Source organism: Demequina silvatica (genome assembly GCF_000971215.1).
Lineage (GTDB): Bacteria > Actinomycetota > Actinomycetes > Actinomycetales > Demequinaceae > Demequina > Demequina silvatica.
Genome location: NZ_BBMA01000004.1, coordinates 44706 through 64999, shown reverse-complemented (window position 1 = coordinate 64999; position 20294 = coordinate 44706). Strand labels below are relative to the sequence as shown.

16 protein-coding genes are annotated in these 20294 nt (G+C 73.3%); 11 read left to right on the top strand and 5 right to left on the bottom strand.

What is annotated here, in order from left to right:
• Positions 1 to 9: 9 nt before the first annotated feature.
• Positions 10 to 633: a TetR family transcriptional regulator gene (locus AOM05_RS06135; protein ID WP_062520361.1), complete on the bottom strand. Its 624-nt coding sequence runs from the start codon at positions 631 to 633 to the stop codon at positions 10 to 12.
• A 74-nt stretch (positions 634 to 707) separates the two neighbouring features.
• Here AOM05_RS06135 and AOM05_RS06130 point away from each other — a divergent pair, with 74 nt between their 5' ends.
• From AOM05_RS06130 to AOM05_RS06110, 5 genes are all read left to right on the top strand, one after another.
• Positions 708 to 1976, top strand: a complete 1269-nt coding sequence (locus tag AOM05_RS06130) for an acetyl-CoA C-acetyltransferase (protein WP_062520358.1) — start codon at positions 708 to 710, stop codon at positions 1974 to 1976.
• Positions 1976 to 3325 (top strand): 3-oxoacyl-ACP reductase, encoded by a 1350-nt coding sequence (locus tag AOM05_RS06125; RefSeq protein WP_062520356.1) that lies wholly within the window; start codon positions 1976 to 1978, stop codon positions 3323 to 3325. Before AOM05_RS06130 ends, AOM05_RS06125 begins: the two co-directional genes overlap by 1 nt.
• Positions 3325 to 4185 (top strand): MaoC/PaaZ C-terminal domain-containing protein, encoded by an 861-nt coding sequence (locus tag AOM05_RS06120; RefSeq protein WP_062520355.1) that lies wholly within the window; start codon positions 3325 to 3327, stop codon positions 4183 to 4185. The genes AOM05_RS06125 and AOM05_RS06120 overlap by 1 nt, the downstream gene beginning before the upstream one ends.
• Positions 4186 to 4257: 72 nt before the next feature.
• Positions 4258 to 5997, top strand: coding sequence for an AMP-binding protein (locus AOM05_RS06115; protein ID WP_062520354.1), 1740 nt, complete (start codon positions 4258 to 4260; stop codon positions 5995 to 5997).
• 28 nt (positions 5998 to 6025) lie between these two features.
• Positions 6026 to 6934 carry a glutaminase gene (locus tag AOM05_RS06110; RefSeq protein ID WP_169746726.1) on the top strand — a complete coding sequence of 303 codons (909 nt, stop codon included), beginning with the start codon at positions 6026 to 6028 and terminating at the stop codon, positions 6932 to 6934.
• Here AOM05_RS06110 and AOM05_RS06105 read toward each other — a convergent pair.
• Complete coding sequence (locus AOM05_RS06105; protein WP_062520350.1) at positions 6927 to 7505, bottom strand: TetR/AcrR family transcriptional regulator; 579 nt, start codon at positions 7503 to 7505, stop codon at positions 6927 to 6929. The two genes, AOM05_RS06110 and AOM05_RS06105, sit on opposite strands and share 8 nt — an antisense overlap.
• A 71-nt stretch (positions 7506 to 7576) precedes the next feature.
• On the opposite strand from AOM05_RS06105, the gene AOM05_RS06100 reads away from it, so the two are divergent.
• Positions 7577 to 9301 carry an amidase gene (locus AOM05_RS06100; RefSeq protein ID WP_062520348.1) on the top strand — a complete coding sequence of 575 codons (1725 nt, stop codon included), beginning with the start codon at positions 7577 to 7579 and terminating at the stop codon, positions 9299 to 9301.
• Positions 9298 to 10314: an agmatine deiminase family protein gene (locus tag AOM05_RS06095; protein ID WP_062520347.1), complete on the top strand. Its 1017-nt coding sequence runs from the start codon at positions 9298 to 9300 to the stop codon at positions 10312 to 10314. The genes AOM05_RS06100 and AOM05_RS06095 overlap by 4 nt, the downstream gene beginning before the upstream one ends.
• Before the next feature lie 281 nt (positions 10315 to 10595).
• Here the strand turns inward: AOM05_RS06095 and nrdG are convergent, their stop codons facing one another.
• Positions 10596 to 11144 carry an anaerobic ribonucleoside-triphosphate reductase activating protein gene (gene nrdG / locus AOM05_RS06090; RefSeq protein WP_062520345.1) on the bottom strand — a complete coding sequence of 183 codons (549 nt, stop codon included), beginning with the start codon at positions 11142 to 11144 and terminating at the stop codon, positions 10596 to 10598.
• A gap of 2 nt (positions 11145 to 11146) precedes the next feature.
• A complete protein-coding gene (gene nrdD / locus AOM05_RS06085; RefSeq protein ID WP_062520342.1) occupies positions 11147 to 13378 on the bottom strand; it encodes an anaerobic ribonucleoside-triphosphate reductase in 2232 nt (743 codons plus the stop codon).
• Between the two features lie 538 nt (positions 13379 to 13916).
• On the opposite strand from nrdD, the gene AOM05_RS06080 reads away from it, so the two are divergent.
• Positions 13917 to 15653 carry a M15 family metallopeptidase gene (locus AOM05_RS06080; RefSeq protein WP_062520339.1) on the top strand — a complete coding sequence of 579 codons (1737 nt, stop codon included), beginning with the start codon at positions 13917 to 13919 and terminating at the stop codon, positions 15651 to 15653.
• Here AOM05_RS06080 and AOM05_RS06075 read toward each other — a convergent pair.
• Positions 15643 to 16719 carry a beta/alpha barrel domain-containing protein gene (locus AOM05_RS06075; protein ID WP_062520337.1) on the bottom strand — a complete coding sequence of 359 codons (1077 nt, stop codon included), beginning with the start codon at positions 16717 to 16719 and terminating at the stop codon, positions 15643 to 15645. The genes AOM05_RS06080 and AOM05_RS06075 overlap by 11 nt on opposite strands.
• A 92-nt stretch (positions 16720 to 16811) precedes the next feature.
• Here AOM05_RS06075 and AOM05_RS06070 point away from each other — a divergent pair, with 92 nt between their 5' ends.
• The 3 genes from AOM05_RS06070 to AOM05_RS06060 all read left to right on the top strand — a co-directional run bounded on the left by AOM05_RS06070 (position 16812) and on the right by AOM05_RS06060 (position 20276).
• Complete coding sequence (locus AOM05_RS06070; protein ID WP_062520335.1) at positions 16812 to 18179, top strand: NAD(P)-binding protein; 1368 nt, start codon at positions 16812 to 16814, stop codon at positions 18177 to 18179.
• A gap of 65 nt (positions 18180 to 18244) precedes the next feature.
• The gene (locus tag AOM05_RS06065; RefSeq protein ID WP_062520333.1) at positions 18245 to 19159 is read left to right on the top strand and encodes a phosphodiester glycosidase family protein; all 915 of its coding nucleotides are present in this window, start codon (positions 18245 to 18247) and stop codon (positions 19157 to 19159) included.
• Between the two features lies 1 nt (position 19160).
• Entirely contained in the window at positions 19161 to 20276 is a 1116-nt protein-coding gene (locus tag AOM05_RS06060) for a glycosyltransferase (RefSeq protein ID WP_062520331.1), read from the top strand.
• Positions 20277 to 20294: the final 18 nt, after the last annotated feature.

The window sequence follows — 20294 nt, the reverse complement described above, 5'->3', positions numbered from 1 at the left end:
AGGGTGGGCTCAGTGCGCGAGGGCGCCCTTGAACCCGGGGGTGAACAGGGCGGTGATGTGCGCGACCACCTCGGCGCGCGGCGGCCGGGGGTCGGCCTCCATCCATTGGTCCGCGGCGGCGCGGATGAAACCCACCAGGCCGTGTCCCCAGATCGGGGCCGACGAGGCGTCGAGCCCCGACAGCTCGAGGCGCTCGCCGATCGCGGCGGACACGTGGCGGCCCATGATGCCGGGCAGCGGTCCCGCCGGGTCCGAGTCGGGCTGACCCTGGACGGCCGGAGCGGCGAGCACGAAGCGGTAGATGTGGGGGTCCCGCTCGACCAGCCCGAGGTACGCGTCCGCGAGGTCCCCCGCCATGCGCCCGAGGTCCGCGGGGTCGGTGAGCTCGAGCGCGTTGGTGAGGCCCGCGTGGATGTAGTCGTGGACCGCGTCCACGATCGCGCCGTAGAGGCCCGCGCGGTCACCGAAGTGCCGGTAGATCACGGTCTTCGAGGTGCCGGCGCGCGCGGCGATGTCCTCCATAGCCACACCCGGGCCGTGGGCGCGGATGGCGCGCAGCGCGTGGGAGACCAGCTCGCGGCGCCTGTCGACGCGGTGCTGCTCCCAGCGGGTGTCCCGGCCATCGGATGACATAGCCCCACCATACCCAGTACCGGCGGTATCTGCTACCGTCGGTATCGGTTAATCACCGATCCAACGGAGGAGCTATGAGCCACACGGTCGTGGTCGTCGGCGGGAATCGCATCCCCTTCGCCAAGGCGGGAGGCCCCTACGCACGGGCCTCCAACCATGACATGCTGACCGCCGCCATCGACGGTCTGGTGGCCCGCGCGGGGCTCGCTGGCGAGCGTCTCGGGGAGGTCGCCGGCGGCGCCGTCCTCAAGCACCCGGGAGACTTCAACCTCACGCGCGAGGCGGTGCTGAGCTCGGCGCTCGCGCCCGAGACCCCGGCGTGCGACCTCCAGCAGGCCTGCGCCACGGGCCTCGAGACCACCATGTACCTCGCGAACAAGATCGCGCTGGGTCAGCTCACCAACGGCATCGCCGCCGGCGTCGACTCGACCTCCGACGCCCCCATCTCCGTGAGCGACCCGCTGCGCCGGATCCTCCTCAAGGCGTCCCGCGCCCGCTCGGCTCAGGAGCGCATCGCGGCCTTCGCGAAGATCCGCCCCGGCCACCTGGCCCCCCAGGCGCCTAGCGTCGCGGAGCCCCGCACCGGCCTGTCGATGGGCGAGCACCAGGCGCTCACCACCGTCCGCTGGGAGATCGACCGCACGTCGCAGGACGAGCTCGCGGCCGCCAGCCACCACCGGCTCGCCGCGGCGTGGGACCGCGGGTTCTTCGACGACCTGGTCACGCCGTACCTGGGCGTGACTCGCGACGCCGTGCTGCGACCCGACACGTCGGTGGAGAGGCTCGCGACGCTCAGGCCCGCGTTCGGCGGCCCCGACGGCACCATGACCGCGGGCAACTCGACGCCGCTGTCCGACGGCGCCGCCGCCGTGCTGCTCGCCAGCGAGGAGTGGGCCGCCGCGCACCACCTCACCCCGTGGGCCAAGGTGGTCGACGCCGAGGTCGCCGCCGTGGACCACCCCGGCGGCGCGGACCTGCTGCTCGCCCCGGTGGGCGCGACCGGCCGGCTGCTCGCCCGCCAGGGCCTCACCGTCGAGGACATCGACCTGTTCGAGATTCACGAGGCGTTCGCCTCCACCGTGCTCGCGACGCTCAAGGCCTGGCAGGACCCCGAGTACTGCGCGAGCCTCGACCTCGACGGGCCCATCGGCGAGTGCCCGCCCGAGAAGCTGAACGTCACCGGCTCGTCCCTCGCCGCCGGCCACCCGTTCGCCGCCACCGGCGCCCGCATCGTCCCCACCCTCGCCAAGCTGCTGCACGAGAGAGGCCCCGGCACCCGCGGCCTGATCTCCGTGTGCGCCGCCGGCGGGCAGGGCGTGGTCGCGATCCTCGAGGCCGTGTGATGAGCGCGCTCGAGAAGGCCTTCTACTCACCCGTCGGCCGCAAGGTGGCCGCCAAGGCCGGTCTCCACGAGCCGCCGCGCCTGCGCCGGGGCCGCGAGTTTCCCGCCGGAGCGATCGTGCTCGCGCCGCTCGGCACGTCGACGCTGGTCGCGGACACGCTCGCGCTCCTGGGCCGCGCCCACGAGGCGCCCGTGGTCGACTCCGGCGAGGACGCGCCCGGCTACGGCGACCGGATCGGCGCGCTCGTGGTCGACGCGACCGATGTGCGCACCGTCGCCGAGCTCGAGGCACTGCGCGCCGTGCTGCGACCGGCCGTGCGCGGCATCGAGCGGTCGGGGCGCATCGTGGTGGTCGCCCGCCCCGCGACCGGCTCGGATTGGGAGGCGGACGCCGTCGCGCGCGCCCTCGACGGCATCAACCGCACCGTCGGCAAGGAGCTGCGCGGCGGTGCGACCGCCAACCTCGTGTACGCGGGGCCCGGCGTCGCGCCCGGCGACCTGGTCTCGACGCTCGGCTTCCTGCTCCAGGGCCGGTCCGCGTTCGTGGACGGCCAGACGTGGCGCGTGGCCCCCGGCGGCGCGCCCGCGTCCCGCCTCGAGGAGCGACCGCTCGAGGGCCGCATCTGCGTGGTGACGGGCGCCGCACGCGGCATCGGCGCCGCGATCGCCCGGACGCTCGCGCGCGACGGGGCGACCATCGTCGCCGTCGACATCCCGGCCGCCGGCGAGGCGCTCGCCGCGGTGGCCAACGAGGTGGGCGGCACCGCGCTGCAGCTCGACATCACGGGGGACGATGCGGGGGCCAGGATCGCGGAGCACGTCGCCGCGCGCGGGGCCAGGATCCACGCGATGGTGCACAACGCAGGGATCACGCGGGACAAGATGCTGGTCAACACCGACGCGGCGCGCTGGGCCTCGGTGCTCGACGTGAACCTCGCGGCGGAGATGCGCATCAACGCCGTGCTGCTCGACCCGGCGACCGAGGGCGGCATGGCGGCCGACGGCAGGATCGTGGGCGTCGCCTCCACCTCGGGCCTCGCAGGCAACAAGGGCCAGACCAACTACGCGGCGTCGAAGGCGGGCGTGGCCGGGCTGGTCGCCGCGATGGCGCCCGACCTCGCGTCCCGCGGCATCACCGCCAACGCGGTCGCGCCCGGCTTCATCGAGACGGAGATGACGGCGAAGATCCCGTTCGTGCAGCGCGAGATCTTCCGCCGCGCCAACAGCCTGAGCCAGGGCGGCAACCCCATCGATGTCGCCGAGACCATCGGCTACCTGTGCGACCCCGCCTCCCAGGGGGTCACCGGCCAGGTGATCCGCGTGTGCGGCCAGAACATGGTGGGCGCCTGATGGGACGCGACGTCGAGACGCTCGAGGCGCTGCCTCCCATGGGCGCCGCCTTCGCCCGCGCGCTGGTGCCCAGCCGCGCCCGCGAGGCGCGCATCCCGGCGCACGCCGTCCGGGTCGACGGCGTGGTGCAGGACCTGGACCGCCTCGCGGACTACTCGCGGGTGTGCGGCTACACGCTGCGCGACACGGTGCCGGCGACCTGGATCCACGTCCTCACGTTCCCCCTGCACGTGGCACTGCTCGGCGACCGCCGCTCCTCCGTGCGGCTGGTGGGAGCGGTACACGCGACCAACACCATGACGCTGCTCCGCCCCGTCCGCGCGACGGAGCGGCTCGCGCTCCAGGTGCATGTCGAGAACCTGAGGCCGCACGCGCGCGGCGCGATGCTCGACCTGGTCGGGCGCGCGGAGGTCGACGGCGAGGCGGTGTGGGACGGCGTGAGCACGTACCTGGCGACGGGCATGGAGGCGCCCGGCGCCGCGGCAGCCGGGGTCGAGCGCGAGCCGTGGGAGCCCGTCCAGCCGATCGCGCGCTGGCGCCTCCCCGCCCACCTGGGCCGCGACTACCGACGCGTGTCGCAGGACCCGAACCTCATCCACACCAGCCGCGTCGCGGCACGGGCGTTCGGCTTCGCGCGGCCCATCATCCACGGCATGTGGACGCATGCGCGCGCCCTCGCCGCCGTCGAGGGGCGGATCCCCGCGGCGCACCGCGCCGACGCGGCCTTCCTCAAGCCAGTTCTGCTGCCCGGTACCGTGGGCCTTGCGGTATCCCCCAACGCTGAGGGACTCCGTTTGGCGGTGACCACCAAGGACGGTGTGAAACCGCACGTATTGCTGGGTGTCCACCCCGCGCGTTGATTGGCGTGGCGGCCTCCCAGGCACCAGAATGCTGCGCACCGTGTCCGACCATCGATGAGGATGACCTTCCCCATGCCATCTGACCTTCCCCCGGCATACGACCCCGTCAACGGCGACGAGCGTCCCTGGTACCGCTACTACGGTCCGGGCGTGCCGCACGCGATCGAGCCGGCCCACGAGTCCTCGCTCGGCGCGATGGTCGCCGAGGCCGCCCGCAACCACGGCGACAAGGTCGCGTTCTCCAACCTCGGCGGGACGCTGACGTTCCGCGAGGTGGACGCCCACGCGAGCCGCTTCGCCGCGTTCCTCCAGCACGAGCTCGGCCTGGTCAAGGGAGACCGGATCGTCCTCCAGATGCCCAACCTGCTGCAGTACCCCGTCGCGCTGTACGGCGCGCTGCGGGCGGGCCTCATCGTGGTGAACGCCAACCCGCTGTACACGGCGCGAGAGATGGAGGGCGTGTTCCGCGATGCTGCCCCCAAGGCGATCGTGGTGCTCGCGAACTTCGCCGACAAGGTCGAGCAGGTGCTGCCGCAGACCACCATCGAGCACGTGATCGTCACCCAGGTGGCGGACATGCTGCCCCAGCCCAAGCGCGCGATCGTCAACTTCCTCGCCGCGAACGTGAAGAAGATGGTGCCGGCGTACTCGCTGCCCGGCGCGATCCCCTTCACCAAGGCGCTCGCCTCGGGCGACCCGGCGCGCCTCACCGACCCGGGACTCACGCACGAGGACGTCGCGTTCCTCCAGTACACGGGCGGCACCACGGGCGGCGCGAAGGCGGCGGTGCTCACGCACGGCAACCTGCTGGCCAACCAGGACCAGTTCATGGCCCAGATCCGCAACACGCTGGGCGAGGAGCGCCAGTCGGTCATCATCGCTGCGCTGCCGCTCTATCACGTGTTCTCCCTCACGGTGAACTGCATCGGCTTCTTCCGGTTCGGCGCGCACAACGTGCTCATCACCAACCCGCGCGACCTGCCCGGCTTCATCAAGACGCTCGGCGCGTCCAAGCCGGACGGCCTCATCCTGGTGAGCACGCTCGCCGGCGCGCTGCTCGACGCGGACGGATTCAAGGACATCGACTTCACGCGCCTGCGCCTCACCGTGGGCGGCGGCATGGCCGTGCGCTCGGCCGTCTCGGACCGCTGGAAGGCCGTCACCGGCCACGACATCACCGAGGGCTACGGCCTCACCGAGGCGTCGCCCGTGGTGAGCGTCAACCCCACGCACATGCCGCCGCGGATCGGCACCATCGGCGTGCCGCTGCCGTCCACCGACGTGCGCATCGTCGACGACGAGGCCAACCCGCTGCCCCTCGGGGAGCGCGGCGAGCTCGCCGTCCGCGGCCCGCAGGTGATGCAGGGCTACTGGAACCAGCCCGAGGAGAGCGCGCGCGTCATCACGGCGGACGGCTGGCTCCTCACGGGCGACATCGCCATCGAGTCCGAGGACGGCTTCTTCACCATCGTCGACCGCAAGAAGGAGATCATCGTCTGCGGCGGCTTCAACGTGTACCCGGGCGAGATCGAGGACGCCGCCATGCTCCACCCGAAGGTGGTCGAGGCCGGCGCCATCCCCATCCCCAACGAGCACTCGGGCGAGGTGCCCAAGCTGTTCGTGGTGCGCCGCGACAGCTCCCTCACCGAGCACGAGCTCCGCGTCTACCTCAAGGAGCGCCTGACCGGCTACAAGCGCCCCCGCGAGATCGAGTTCATCGACGCCCTGCCCAAGAACAACGTGGGCAAGGTGCTGCGCCGCGAGCTGCGCGAGCTCGAGGCGTCGCGACAGGCGGACCAGCCCGCGTCCTGACGCCCGCGGGCGTGGGAGCATCGTTGGCGTGACCTCCGTACCCACGCCCGCCCTCGCCGCGGCGGTGGACGATGCGCGGGCCGGCTCCCCCGGCCGCGTCACCGACGTCTACCCCGCCCTGGCGGCGGTGGACCCCGGCCTGCTGGCCGCCGCGTGGCATCCCCTCGACGGGGACCGCGCGGCGGCCGGCGCCGCGTCCGCGCCGTTCATCCTTATGTCGGTGGCCAAGCCGTTCGTGCTGGCGCTCGCCGTCGACGCCGTCGGCGCAGAGGCGGTGATCGCCCGTACCGGGATGACGGCGACCGGGCTCGCCTTCAACGATCCCGAGGCGATCCGGCTGAGCCCCGACGGCCGCACCAACCCGATGGTCAACCCGGGCGCGATCACGGCGGCGAGCCTGCTCACGGGCGCCGGCGCGATCACGGACGGCCTGTCGGCGTTCGCGGGCAGGGAGCTGCGCGCCGACCCGGTCATGGTGGACGCGATCCACGCCTCCAACCAGCGCAACAGGCTGCTCGCGACCCTGCTCGAGGAGCGGCGCCTGCTCGGGTGCCCGCTGGAGCAGGCGCTTCACCTGTACACGCTGCAGTCCTGCGTGGAACTCACCGTCGCGGATCTCGCGCGCATGGGCGCGGTGCTCGCCGGCGGCGGACGTGACCCCGTCACGGGCGCACGGGTGGTGAGCGCGGAGGCCGCGGACGTCGCGCTGCGCGCGATGGCGCTCGCCGGCCTCTACGAGGCCAGCCACACCTGGATGGCCGCGGTGGGCGTGCCCGCGAAGAGCGGCATCGCGGGCGGGCTCGTCATGGTGGCGCCTGGCGCCGGCGCGCTCGCCGCCTACTCCCCCGGGCTGGATGCCGCGGGCAACCCGGTGCGCGCGCAGGCCGTGGCCCGCGCGATCGCCCCGCTGGTCGCCGACACGCGCGGGGTCAGCTGAGCGCGTCGACCTCCACGCCGAGCATCGCGGCGAGCGAGCGCAGCAGCAGGTCCGCGTGCTCGCGGCGCTCCCGCCAGCCGGCGAGCGCGTGCGCGTTGACGCCGTCGATCATGCCCAGCAGCGTCCGGGCGATCGGCGCGGGATCCGCCGCACCCGCCGCGACCAGGCACTCCTCGAGCAGCGCCTGCCACGCGTCCATCTCCGCGCGGACCGCGGCGGCAAGCGCGGCGTTGCCCGGGGCCGCGGCCCACGCCTGCACCCACACGAGGGTCACCGCATCCCGCGAGCCGTCGGTGAGCGTCCGCACCAGCGGGGCCAGGCGGTCGATCGCCGCGACCTCGGCGCGCTCCCCCGCGGAGATGCCCGTGAACACCTCCGCGACCAGCGCGTCCATGCCGTCGACATAGTGCGCCACGAGGCCGGACGCCACCCCGGCGCGCTCCCCCACTCGCCGCAGGGTGAGCGCGGCGAGCCCATCGGCGCGGGCGAGGGCGGTCGCGGCCTCGAGGATCGCGGCGCGGCGCGCCTCGCCCGGGAGGCGGGACTGCGCGGGGGCGGGCGTTGACGGCATGCCCCCGATTCTGTAGCGTCGAGCCGAATTGATCAACCGATCAACTGCCGCTCGTGCCACCGGGAGCTCGCGTGTTCGACGTCGTCGAGGCCACCATCGCGGAGCTCCGCGCCGCCCTCGAGGCGGGCCGCACGACCGCGGTCGAGCTCGTCCACGCCTACCGGGACCGCGCGGCCGCCTACGACGCCCCCGGCACCGCCACCGCCCTCAACGCGATCGTGGTGACCAACCCCGCCGCGCTCGCCGAGGCGGCGGCCTCGGACGTCCGCCGCGCCGCCAGCGCGACGCTCGGCCCGCTCGACGGCATCCCGTACACCGCCAAGGACTCGTACCTGGTGCGTGGGCTCACGGCCGCGGCCGGGAGCCCGGCGTTCGCGGACCTGGTCGCGCAGCACGACGCGTTCACCATCGAACGGCTGCGCGCCGCAGGCGCGATCTGCCTGGGTCTCACCAACATGCCCCCGATGGCGAACGGCGGCATGCAGCGCGGGCTCTACGGCCGCGCCGAGAGCCCCTACAACCCCGATCACCTGGCCGCACCCTTCGCGTCCGGCTCCTCCAACGGCTCGGGGGTAGCGACCGCGGCGAGCCTGGCCGCGTTCGGGCTGGGCGAGGAGACCTGGTCCAGCGGCCGCGGCCCGGCCTCCCACAACGCGCTGTGCGCGTACACGCCGTCGCGCGGCGTCATCTCGGTGCGGGGCAACTGGCCGCTGGTGCCCACCATGGACGTGGTGGTGCCGCACACGCGCACCATGGCGGACCTGCTCGAGATCCTCGACACGATCGTCGCCGACGACCCCGAGACCCGCGGCGACCTCTGGCGTGCCCAGCCCTGGGTCCCTCTGCCGCTCGCCTCCGAGGTGCGACCCGCGAGCTATCCCGCCCTCGCGGTCGGCGCCTCGCTCACGGGCGTCACGCTCGGCGTCCCGCGCATGTACGTCAACGCCGACCCCGACGCCGGCACGGCGGACCAGTCCGGCATCGGCGGCCCCACCGGCGCCCGCATCGACACCCACCCGGACGTCATCGCCCTCTGGGAGCGCGCCCGCGCCGACCTCGAAGCCGCCGGCGCCACCGTGGTCCACGTCGACCTGCCCATGATCACGCGCTACGAGGGCGACCGTCCCGGCGCCCCCACCATCCGCACCCGCACCGAACTCCCCCCGGGCTACCTCGCGCGCGAGATCCTTGACCTGTCCGCGTGGGCGTGGGAGGACTTCCTCGCCGCGAACGGCGACCCCACCCTTCGCACGCTGGCCGACGTCGACGGCGCCACCATCTTCCCCGCCCCGCCCGGCGCGCTGCCCGACCGCTACGACGGCTTCGACGACGACATCGCCGACTACCCCGCCTGGGTCCGCTCCCATCCCGGGATGCGCCTTGAGGACATCCCGACGCTCGCCGAGGGCCTCGCCGGCCTCGAGGCGATCCGCCGCGCCGATCTCGAGGACTGGATGGACGGCCGGGGCCTCGACGCCCTCGTGTTCCCCGCGGTCGCCGACGTCGCCCGCGCCGACATGGACGTGAACCACGCCTCCGCGGACGCGGGCTGGCGCAACGGCGTCTGGATCGCCAACGGCAACCTCGCGATCCGTCACCTGGGCGTGCCCACGGTCACGGTTCCCATGGGGACGATGCGCTCGTCGGGGATGCCGGTCGGCCTCACCTTCGCGGGGCGTGCGTACACCGACAACGCCCTGCTGTCGCTGGGCGCGGCCTACGAGGTGGCCGCGCCTCGCCGCGTCCCGCCGCCGCTCGCCCCCGCGCTCGCCGCCACCCCCGAGGAGGACCGATGACCCGCCGCATGCCCGCCGAATGGGAGACCCACGCCGCCTCGTGGATGGCGTGGCCCAGCACCGGCTACACGTTGGGCGACACGGAGGACGAGGCCGACGACGCGCGCCGCACCTGGGCGGCCGTCGCCAACGCGATCGTCGCCCGCGAGCCGCTCACCATGCTCGTCGCTCCCGACGCGGTGCCGGCGGCCCGCGCGTGGCTGGACCCGCGCATCGTCCTGCTGGAGGCGCCGCTCGACGACGCCTGGTTCCGCGACATCGGCCCCACCTTCGTGGAGGACTCCGGCGCGCTCGCCGGGGTCGACTGGGTGTTCAACGGCTGGGGCGCGCAGGACTGGGCCCGTTGGGACCACGACGCGCTGGCGGCGCAGGCCGCGCTCGAGCACGCTGACGTGCCGCGAATCGCCTCGCCCCTGGTCAACGAGGGCGGCGGGATCCACACGGACGGCCGCGGCACGTTCCTGGTGACGGAGACCGTGCAGCGCGACCCGGGACGCAACCCCGGCTGGTCGCGCGCGCAGGTCGAGGACGAGCTCGCGCGCACCGTGGGCGCGCGCGCCGTCATCTGGTTGCCGCGCGGTTTGACGCGCGACTCGGAGCGCTACGGGACACGGGGCCACGTGGACATCGTGGCGTGCTTCACCCCCGGCGGCGCGGTGCTGGTGCACGACCAGCGCGACCCCGCTCACCCCGATCACGAGGTGTCGGCGGAGGTGCGCGAGGTGCTGTCCGCCGCGGTCGACGCCGACGGGCGCGCGCTCTCGGTCCTCGCGCTGCCCGCACCCGCGACGCTGCGCGACTCCGAGGGCTGGGTCGACTGGTCCTACGTCAACCACTACGTGCTCAACGGTGCGGTGATCGCGTGCGCGTTCGACGACCCTCACGACGACGAGGCGCTCGAGGTGCTCGCCGGCGCGTACCCGGACCGCGAGATCGTGCGCGTGGACGCGCGCCCGCTGTTCGACCGCGGCGGCGGCATCCACTGCATCACGCAGCAGCAGCCGGCGCTTTAGCGGGCCGTCGCCAGGCGCCTCGCGGGCGCTCCCGCGCCGCCTCGCGCCCCCTCGCGCCCCTGCCGGCGCGCCGTCGACCACCTCGGTGCGCGGTCCTCGCGGATTTTATGCGTTTTGACGCGCGTGCTGAGCGTGAAGCCTGGCCCCACGCACCAGGCGCCGGGCCGTCTCGGGCGTGACTCTCGCCGCCGCGTGCGCGAAAGTGCGTAAATTCCGCGAGCGGGGCGACACGACCCTCGGCCTCCCGCGCCGCGGTGGCGTCGGAGCGGATCCGGCGGCGCCTACACCCGCTCGATCGCGCGTCCCGCGGCGAGCGACGCGGCCACAACGATGACGCGCTGGTTGCGGCTCCCGCGGAACGGCAGCGTGAGGTCGCGCGACGCGAGGTCGAAGGGCCCGTCGACCAGGACGTCCACCAGCGCCAGCAGGGCGCGCTTGTCCTCGGACTCCTCCGCCAGCTCCTCGAACGTGTAGCCGGACCAGCACCACACGTCCTTCCCGGGGAGCTCGGCCCGCAGGCGTCGCACCAGCGAGAGGCACGTCCCGGTGTTGAGGAACGGCTCGCCGCCCAGCAGCGACACCCCCTGGATCGCCGGGTGCGCGAGGTCCTCGAGGATCCGCGACTCGAGCTCGAGCGTGTACGGCTCGCCGCAGCGGAAGCTCCACGCATCCTCGTTGAAGCACCCCTCGCACGCGAACAGGCAGCCGGCCACGTAGAGCGAGCAGCGCACGCCCTCGCCGTCCACGAACGTGAACGGCTTGTAGTCCGCGACGTAGCCCTGGCTGACCCGAGCGGACAGCCAGGCGTCGCGCACGGGCGACCGGTGCATCGTCACTCCTGGGGAGGCCGCGCGGACAGCGGCACCCGCACGTCCGCCTGCAGATGCTTGACCCGCGACGCGATCTCCTGGTGGCGGCCGTGGACCATGGGCCGCTGCTGCGGGTTGCCCAGGTAGCCGCAGGTGCGCTTGACCACGTCGCACGAGCGGGGGTCGTCGTTGCCGCACGCCGGGCACGCGAAGCCGCGCGCCGTCGGGGTGAAGTCGCCCTCGAAGCCGCACGCGTAGCAGCGGTCGATCGGGGTGTTGGTGCCGAGGTAGCCCACGCGGTCGTAGGCGTAGTCCCAGACCGCCTCGAGCGCCTTGGGGTTCTGCTGGAGCACCGGGTACTCGCAGTAGTGGATGAAGCCGCCGGACGTGAGGGGCGCGTACTCGGCTTCGAAGTCGAGCTTCTGGAACGGCGTGGGGTTCTTGCGCACGTCGTAGTGGAAGGAGTTGGTGTAGTAGTCCTTGTCCGTGATGTCCGCCACGGACCCGAAGCGCTCCTTGTCCAGCCGGCAGAAGCGGTCCGTGAGGCTCTCGGACGGCGTCGAGTACACCGAGAAGTGGTAGCCGGACGCGGCCTTCCACGCCGCCGCGCGGTCCCGGAGGGTGCGCAGGACCTGCACGGTCATCTCCTTCGCGTCCGGGTCGGACTCCCACGAGCCCCCGTAGAACGCGGTCGCGACCTCGTAGAGCCCGATGTAGCCCAACGACACCGTGGCGCGGCCGTTGCGGAACAGGGTGTCGACGTCCTCGGCGGGACCCAGCCGCTTCCCGAACGCGCCGTGCACGTAGAGGATGGGCGCGTTGCCGGGCACGGCCTCCTTGCACCGCTCGATCCGGTAGGTGAGCGCGTCGCGCATGGTGTCGAGGCGCTCGTCGAGGATCCGCCAGAACGTGTCCTGGTCGCCCTCCGCCTCGAGCGCGATGCGCGGCAGGTTGAGCGTCACCACGCCCAGGTTCATGCGTCCCTCGACGGCGTCCTCTCCGTTCTCGTCGGTCCAGCCCTGGAGGAAGGACCGGCATCCCATGGGCGCCTTGAACGAGCCGGTGATCTCGACGATCTTGTCGTAGCTGAGCACGTCCGGGTACATGCGCTTGGTCGCGCACTCGACCGCGAGCTGCTTGATGTCGTAGTTGGGCTCGCCCTCGGAGAGGTTGAGCCCGCGCTTCACGGTGAACAGCAGCTTGGGGAAGATCGCGGTGCGACCCTCGCGCCCGAGCCCCCGGATGCGGATCTGCAGGATCGCCTTCTGGATCTCGCGCTCGTACCAGCCGGTGCCCAGCCCGAAGCCGATCGACGTGAACGGCGTCTGGCCGTTCGACGTGAAGAGCGTGTTGATCTCGTACTCGAGCGACTGCATCGCGTCGTAGATGTCCTTGCGCGTCTTGTCCTGGACGTACGCCTCGCGACGCGCCGGGTCGTCGATCCAGGCGGCGGCGTCGGCGGCGTGCTTGGCGCGGTTGAGGGCCGCGTAGGGCGCGAGGAGCTCGTCGATGCGGTTGACGGTGCAGCCGCCGTACTGGCTCGAGGACACGTTGGCGATGATCTGGGAGATCTGCGCGGTGGCGGTCTGGATCGACCGCGGCGGCTCGACCTGCGCGTTGCCGATCCGGAACCCCGCGGACAGCATGGTCTTGAAGTCGATGAGGCAGCAGTTGGTCATCGGCGCATACGGGTGGTAGTCGAGGTCGTGGTAGTGGAGGTCGCCCTTCTGGTGGGCGTTGGCGACGTGCGCGGGCAGCATCCTGAGGCCGATCGCCTTGCCCACCATCCCCGCGGTGAGGTCCCGCTGGGTGTTGTAGACCTCGGCGTCCTTGTTGGCGTTCTCGTGGACCACGCTGGAGTCCTTCGACATCAGCCGCGTGATCGAGTGGTTGAGGTCCATCGCCTTCGACCGCGAGAAGTCGCGATCGACCCGGTAGTCGATGTAGGCCCGCGCGACGTCGTACTCCCCCGCCTCGAGCAGCTCGTGCTCGACCACGGACTGGATCTCGTAGATCTTGACCGTGTCGTGGAAGCGCGCCGCCAGCTCGCCGTCGACCCGCGCAACGATCGCGTCGAGCGCCGCCTCCTGGCCCGGCGTGAGCGCGCCGTGCACCGCGGTGAACGCCTTGGCGAGGGCGGTGGCGATCCGGCGGTCGTCGAAGATCAGGGTGCGACCGTCGCGCTTCACCACGCGGAGCACGGGGCGATCCTCGTCCCCGTCGGCCTGCGTGCGGTCGATCTCGGTGATGCTCATCTCTGCTCCCCTTCGCGCCTGCGGACCCCACGAACCACAACATCTGGGGGTCCAACCGTCACCAGAACACTAGATCTAGCGATGATTCGCGCCTGGGCCCTTGGTCCCTGGCGGAGCACGCGGAGGGACGATGCGCGGGTCGCCTGTGCGGCGAGACGTCGCGAAGTCGCGGCGAAGGGAGCGGCGAGCCCCCGGCGTGTCGCGCGGCGCCGCGCGCGCCGGGAGGCCTCTCGCCGGCAGGCCGAGCACTCTAGTGGTGCGCGGCGCACGCTCGCGCCAGATCCGGCCCGATGAGACGCAGATCACACTCGCGCGGGCGAGCATGCCCCCTGGAGGATGTCGTGCCTGCATACGTCCCCGAAAGGCGACGCGTCTCCCGTGCTCCGATGTGAACGCATCACAGCCCTCCGCCGTCGCCGCGCCCCGCAGGCGCCATAGCGCGGTTATGGTCTTTCGAGCCCTCACACCAGATCGCGCCGCAGGCCGAGCCGCGGCAGCACGGTGGGAGGGCAGTCCTTGTACCCCACCCTGGAGACCTGTGCGCAAGCTTCACCTCCCCTTCCGATGGCAGACGGCGACCGTGTTCGCCGTTTCTTGCTTCCTGGGCGGCATCGCCGTGTCGCTCGGCCTGCACGAGCAGCGCGTGGACAGCGCCGTCTCGGAGGCACGCGCCCAGGCGCGGCTGCTGGACGAGGAGCGGACGCAGCTCGAGGAGACCCTCGCGAAGGCACGCGAGGTTTCCGAGGTGTCCGAGACCGTCTCCGACGAGGCGTCCGTCGCCTCGGCGGCCGCGGAGCTCACGCAGGCCGCGACCTCGGCCGCGTACGCCGCCGAGCACCACCACGTCACCGTCACCGCGACGGCCGTGGTGCCGCCGGCGTGGGCCAGCGCGCCGCTGGGCGTGGAGACCGCGCGCGGCCCGTTCGCGTCGACCCCCTCCCTCGAGATCGACCCGTCCGCCGTGCTCGGGCAGGTCGAGCAGCAGCTGGCGGCTCAGGAGCAGGAGGCGGACGCCTCGCTCGACGCGGACGCGATCGTGCCCGCCGAGCCCAAGACCTCGGTGTTCGCCGAGCCCTCGGCCAGCGCCTCCCCGTCCGTGACCGCCTCGGCCGAGCCCACGGCGTCCGCGGAGCCGAGCGCCTCGCCGTCGGCCACGCCCACCCCGGAGGTGGACGAGCCGTCCGCGGAGCCCACCGCCGACCAGGAGGCCGCGGCGCTCGCCGAGATCGTCGCCGACACCGAGGTCGCCAAGGTGCTGCGGGGCGAGGTCGACGACCTGGACGCCGTCACCGCCGCGACCGCGCAGCTGGAGAAGGCCGCCGCGCAGCTCGACGCCGCCACGCGCCGCATCGAGGGCACCACCGCGGTGCTCGAGGCCGCGACCGCGGACGCCGCGCTCGAGCGCTCGAACCTCACGCTCGAGGAGAAGCGCGCGGCCATCGTGGCGCTCGCGGACTCCTCGGCCGGGATCATCGACGCCGTGGACGGCAAGGTCGCCGAGAAGGCGACCCTCAAGGAGCTCAAGGCGGCCAGGAAGGCGCTGCTCGGCCTGCAGGACGTCGAGGTGGATCGCGACGACGCGGAGGCCGTGGACGCGGTCCTCGCCGACGTCCAGCTCGCGACGCTCGACCTCGAGGACGCCGAGACGGCCGTCTACGACTCGCACGCCGCGTGGGTGAAGGCCGAGAACAAGCGCCGCACCGCGATCAACGAGAAGCGCATGGCGACCTACGAGCGCCAGGTCGACAAGGCGACCGCGAGCACGTGGGCCGCCTACGAGGCCGCCTCGGCGGCCCGGGTCGCCGGCTGGGAGGGCACCCCGACCGGCATCACGTACTCGAACGGCGCCGTGCCGTCGACGGAGCTGTGCTCGCTGTCCTTCTCGCCGGGCAACATGCTCCAGTGCGACGCCGCCGAGGCCCTCGAGCGCGCCGACGACGACTACTACGCGCAGACCGGCAGCCACCTGTCGCTCAGCTCGTCCTACCGTTCGTACACCGCGCAGGTGGCCACCCAGGCCGCCAAGGGCTACCTCGCGGCGACCCCCGGCACGTCGAACCACGGCTGGGGCATGGCCGCGGACTTCGACCCCGCCTCCGCCGCGTGGATCGCCGCGAACGGCTCGCGCTACGGCTGGATCCACCCGCTGTGGGCCCGTGTGGGCGGGTCGAAGCCCGAGTCGTGGCACATGGAGTTCGTGGCCCCCGGCATCAGCGCGAACCTGCCCAGCGAGCCGCAGCTGTTCGGCATGGTGAAGAACAAGCTCAAGGGCTGACCGGGAGCGCCCGCACCGCCGCTCCCAGCCCGGGGTCGATCATCGCCCCGGTCGCGCTCATCACGGCGTCCGCGCCCGCGGCGCGGTAGGCGGCGTGATGCTCAGCCGTGAGCACCCCACCCACGCCCACGATGGCGTACGGACGCCCGGCGTCCTCGCGCAGCCGCGCGAGGCGGCCGACCATCTCGAGCCCGGCCCACCGGATCGCGTCGCCGCACACGCCCGCGACCTCCCGACCGGCGCCCGGCAGCGCCGGGGCGCCGTCCGCGCCGACCAGCCGCGCGGGCAGCGTGTTGACGGCCGCGTACCCGTCCACGATGCCCGCCGTCGCGTCGACCATCCGGGCGAGCGCCGCATCGTCCCTGAAATGGGCGAGCTTGAGCAGCAGCGGCAGGTCGCCGACCCGCTCCTTCACGGCCGCAACGATGCACGCCACGAGCGGGACGTCGAAGCACAGCAACGCGCCGGTGCCCTCGTTGGGGCAGCTGAGGTTCAGCTCGAGGACGGGCACACCCGCCTCCGCGACCAGCGCCGCGGCGGCCACGTGGTCTGCGACGTAGGCGGCCTCGCGGTCGGGGGCGTCAGGCGCGGGATGCGTGCCCTGGAAGGATCCGACCAGCAGCTGCCCCTCTCCCGCCGCGGCGACGGCAGCGGCCATGTCCGGCTGCCACGCGTCCGGGTCCCGCGACGGCACGCCGAACGAGTTGGAGATGCTCGTCGCGCCCTCGAGCGCCGCGTCGGCGAGCACGGGGTCGACCCGGCCCGCGGCGAGGCGTCCGTCCACGTGCACGGCGAGGGCGTTCGGCAACGGGTGCGCGGCGCGCGCTCCGGTGCGCACGGTCTTGTACACGTTGACGTCGAAGCCGTGACGGAAGGCCGCCGCGCAGAACGCGGCGTTCACCAGCGGCCCCGCCGGGATCCCGAACGGGCTCGCCACGTCATGGCCGAGGAACGATGCGCGGGCGGTGGGCGCCGGGAGCGCGGGCGGCGGCGCGGCGAACGCACCGAACGGACCGTGGGCGTAGTTGTCCTCGTAGGAGCGGCGCGGGTCGTAGAACCAGGTCATGGTGGCACCGAGGCTAGCCCCGCGGGAAGCGCCGCGTGCGGGACCTCGGTCGCCGCCGCGCCCGCGTGCCGTCGTCGTGATTCGCTGGGGAGATGATCGAGGACTGGGACGTCGACCACCTCGTGGTCGGGGCGGGCGCGACCGGGCTGGCGTTCGCGGATGCGCTGGTCGACCACGGCGACGCCAGCGTGGCGCTGATCGACACCCGACCCGGGCCGGGCGGTCACTGGCGCGACGCCTACCCCTTCGTGCGCCTGCACCAGGCCTCACTGTTCTACGGCGTCGCGTCCACGCGGCTGGGCGGCGGCATCCAACAGTCGGGGCCCGAGCGGGGCCTTCACGAGCGCGCGACCGGCGCCGAGGTGCGCGCCTACTTCGAGGCCGCGCTCGCACGGCTCGAGGGCACGGGACGCGTGATCTTTCGGGGCGGTGTGACCCACCGCGGCGGCGGCGTCGTCGACGCCGAAGGCACCGTGGTCGCGCGCACGCGACGCGGCACGCGCATCGTCGACGCTCACCACCTGGCCCCGACCGTGCCGGCGGTGACGCCGCCTCCGTTCACGGTCGAAGGAGGCGCGGCCGTGGTGCCGGTCGGCAAGCTCGACGAGCATCTGGACGCCCGCCGGATCGTGGTGGTCGGCTCGGGCAAGACCGCGACGGACGCCGTGGTCCACGCGCTCGAGGCCGGTGTGCCTCCCGACCGTCTCACGTGGGTGCGACCGCGGGATCCGTGGATGCTCGACCGCGCGCGCATCCAGCCCGAGCCGGCGGTGTTCCAGACCATGGCGGCGGACGTGTGGGAGGCGGCCGCGGGCGCCGGGTCGCTCACCGCGCTGTTCGCGAGGCTCGAGGAGGCCGGCGTGATGCTCCGGATCGACCGGTCCGTCACGCCGACGATGGCGAAGGCGCCCACGTTGGCGCGGTGGGAGCTCGAGCTGCTGCGCAGCGTCGAGGACGTGGTCCGGCTCGGTCACGTCCACGCCGCCGCGCCGGGACGCCTGGTCCTCGAGCGCGGCGAGGTCGCGCTTCCGGCGCGCACCGTGATCCTGCACTGCGCCGCGGACGGGCTGCCGCATCCCCCGGCCGTGCCGGTGTGGTCACCGGAGGCGATCACGCTGCAGCCCATCCGCGCCGGCTTCCCATGCTTCGGCGCGGCGCTGATCGGCTACGTGGAGGCGACCCGTTCCGGCGACGACGCCAAGAACGCGCTGTGCCCGCCGACGCAGTACGGGAACACCCGCGCCCAGTGGGCCGAGATGACGCTGCGCGGCGCCGCCTCCGCCGCGGCCTTCATGGGGGCCGAGGACGTCCGCGAATGGGCGCGCGGCGTCGCGCTCAACCCGGCGCGGGTGCCGCGCGGCTACGCCTCGCCCGCGCTCGACGAGGCGCGCGAGCGGATCGCGCGCTCCAGCCCGGCGGCCCTGTCGGCGCTGGCGCGGCTGGCGGTCGCGACCGCCTGACTCTCCGAGCGAACCCCCAGGACGCTCGTGGGGGAACGGCCAGGAGCGCTCCGTAGTTTCGCCGCATGACCACCGACGCCCCCGCCCGTCCCCGCCGCCTCCGCCGGCGCATCGTCGCCGCTCTCGCCACGCTGCTGCTGGTGCTGTCGGCCATCGCCGCGTGGGCCCTCGACCGCTACGTGATCGACCACGTGGAGGTCGCGAACGCCTCCGCCCTCGAGGCCGAGGTCGCGGGCACCGCGACGGAGGACGCCGCCGCGGATGCGCCGCAGATCACGCTCACCGAGTCGACCTACGGCACGGGCTCCGACCAGGCGACCTACTACGTGGCGGACGTGGTCCTGAGCGACATCACGCAGCTGAGGTCCGCGTTCGCGGAGGACGCGTTCGGCGAGAACATCACGGCCGACCCGTCCGACATCGCCGCGCAGGTGGGCGCCGCGCTCGCGGTCAACGGCGACTACTACGGCTTCCGCACCACCGGCATCGAGATCCGCAACGGCGTCAACTATCGCGACGAGCCCGCGCGCACCGGCGCCGTCATCTACGCGGACGGCACCATGGAGGTCTACGACGAGACCACCACCAGCGCCCAGGAGCTGCTCGACGCCGGCGCCTGGCAGACCCTCTCCTTCGGGCCGGCGCTGGTGGACGACGGCGCGATCGTCGACGGGATCGACCAGGTCGAGGTCGACACGAACGTGGGCAACCACTCCATCCAGGGCGACCAGCCGCGCACCGCGATCGGGATGATCGACGCGAATCACTACGTGCTCGTGGTGGTGGACGGGCGGTCGAGCGAGAGCGCGGGCGTCACGCTCGACGAGCTCGCGCAGATCATGATCGACCTGGGCGCGACGGAGGCGTACAACCTCGACGGCGGCGGCTCGTCGACCATGGTGAGCGACGGCGCCGTGGTGAACGTGCCCGGCGGCAGCGGCGAGGAGCGCGGCACCTCGGACATCCTGTGGGTGGGCTGACATGTGGATCCTGGTCCCCGCCTACGAACCCGACGCACGCATGGTCGCGCTGGTCGCGGCGCTGCGCGAGACCCGGCACCGCGTGCTGGTGGTCGACGACGGCTCCGGTGCCGCCTACGAGGGGCTGTTCGCCGAGGCGTCCGCGCTGGGCGCGGCGGTGCTGCGCCACCCCGTCAACCGCGGCAAGGCCGCCGCGCTGCGGACCGGCTTCGCGTGGCTGACCGTCCACGCCCCCGGCGGCGGCGTGGTCTGCGCGGACAGCGACGGCCAGCACACCCCCGCCGACGTCGCACGGGTGGCGGAGGTCCTCGACGCGCGCGCCGAGGCGGGGATGGACGATGCGGTGGTGCTGGGCGTCCGGGCGTTCACCGGCGACGTCCCGTGGCGGTCGCGCCTGGGCAACCGTGCGACCACGGCGCTGCTCGCCGCCGTGACCGGCCGGCGCATCTCCGACACGCAGACCGGCCTGCGCGGCTACCCGAGCGGCCTCCTGCCCTGGGCGCTCGCGGTGCCCGGCGAACGCTTCGCGTACGAGCTGGCGCTACTGCTCGACGCGACACGGCGCGGGATCCCGCTGATGGAGACGCGCATCGACACCGTCTACCTGGACTCGAACCGCTCCTCGCACTTCCGGCCGCTCGCGGACTCGGCGCGGGTGCTCGCCCCGCTGGCGCTGTTCGCGGCGTCCTCGCTGGTCGCGTTCGGGATCGACACCGCGGCGCTGCTCGGCCTGGAGGCGTGGACGGGATCGCTGGTCGCCGCCGTGCTGGGTGCGCGGGTGCTGAGCGCCGGCGCGAACTTCACGCTCAACCGGCGCCTGGTCTTCCGCGCACGGGGGCCTGCGCTGCCGCAGGCCCGGCGCTACCTCGCGCTCGCGGTCGCGCTCCTGGCCGCGAGCTACGTGTCGCTGCTGCTGCTCACCACGCTCGGGCTGCCGCTTCTGGCAGCGAAGGTGAGCACGGACCTCGGTCTGTGGCTGCTGTCCTTCGGGGTGCAGCGCGCCGCGGTGTTCGGGCACCGAGGAGGCGGAAAGGCGTCACGGCCGGGCGACGCGACGCAGGTTTCTTGCGCAACGGCTTCAACGACGCAGGGAAGCATCGCTCAGACGCACGTGTGACACGCGACTCGTGCGCGG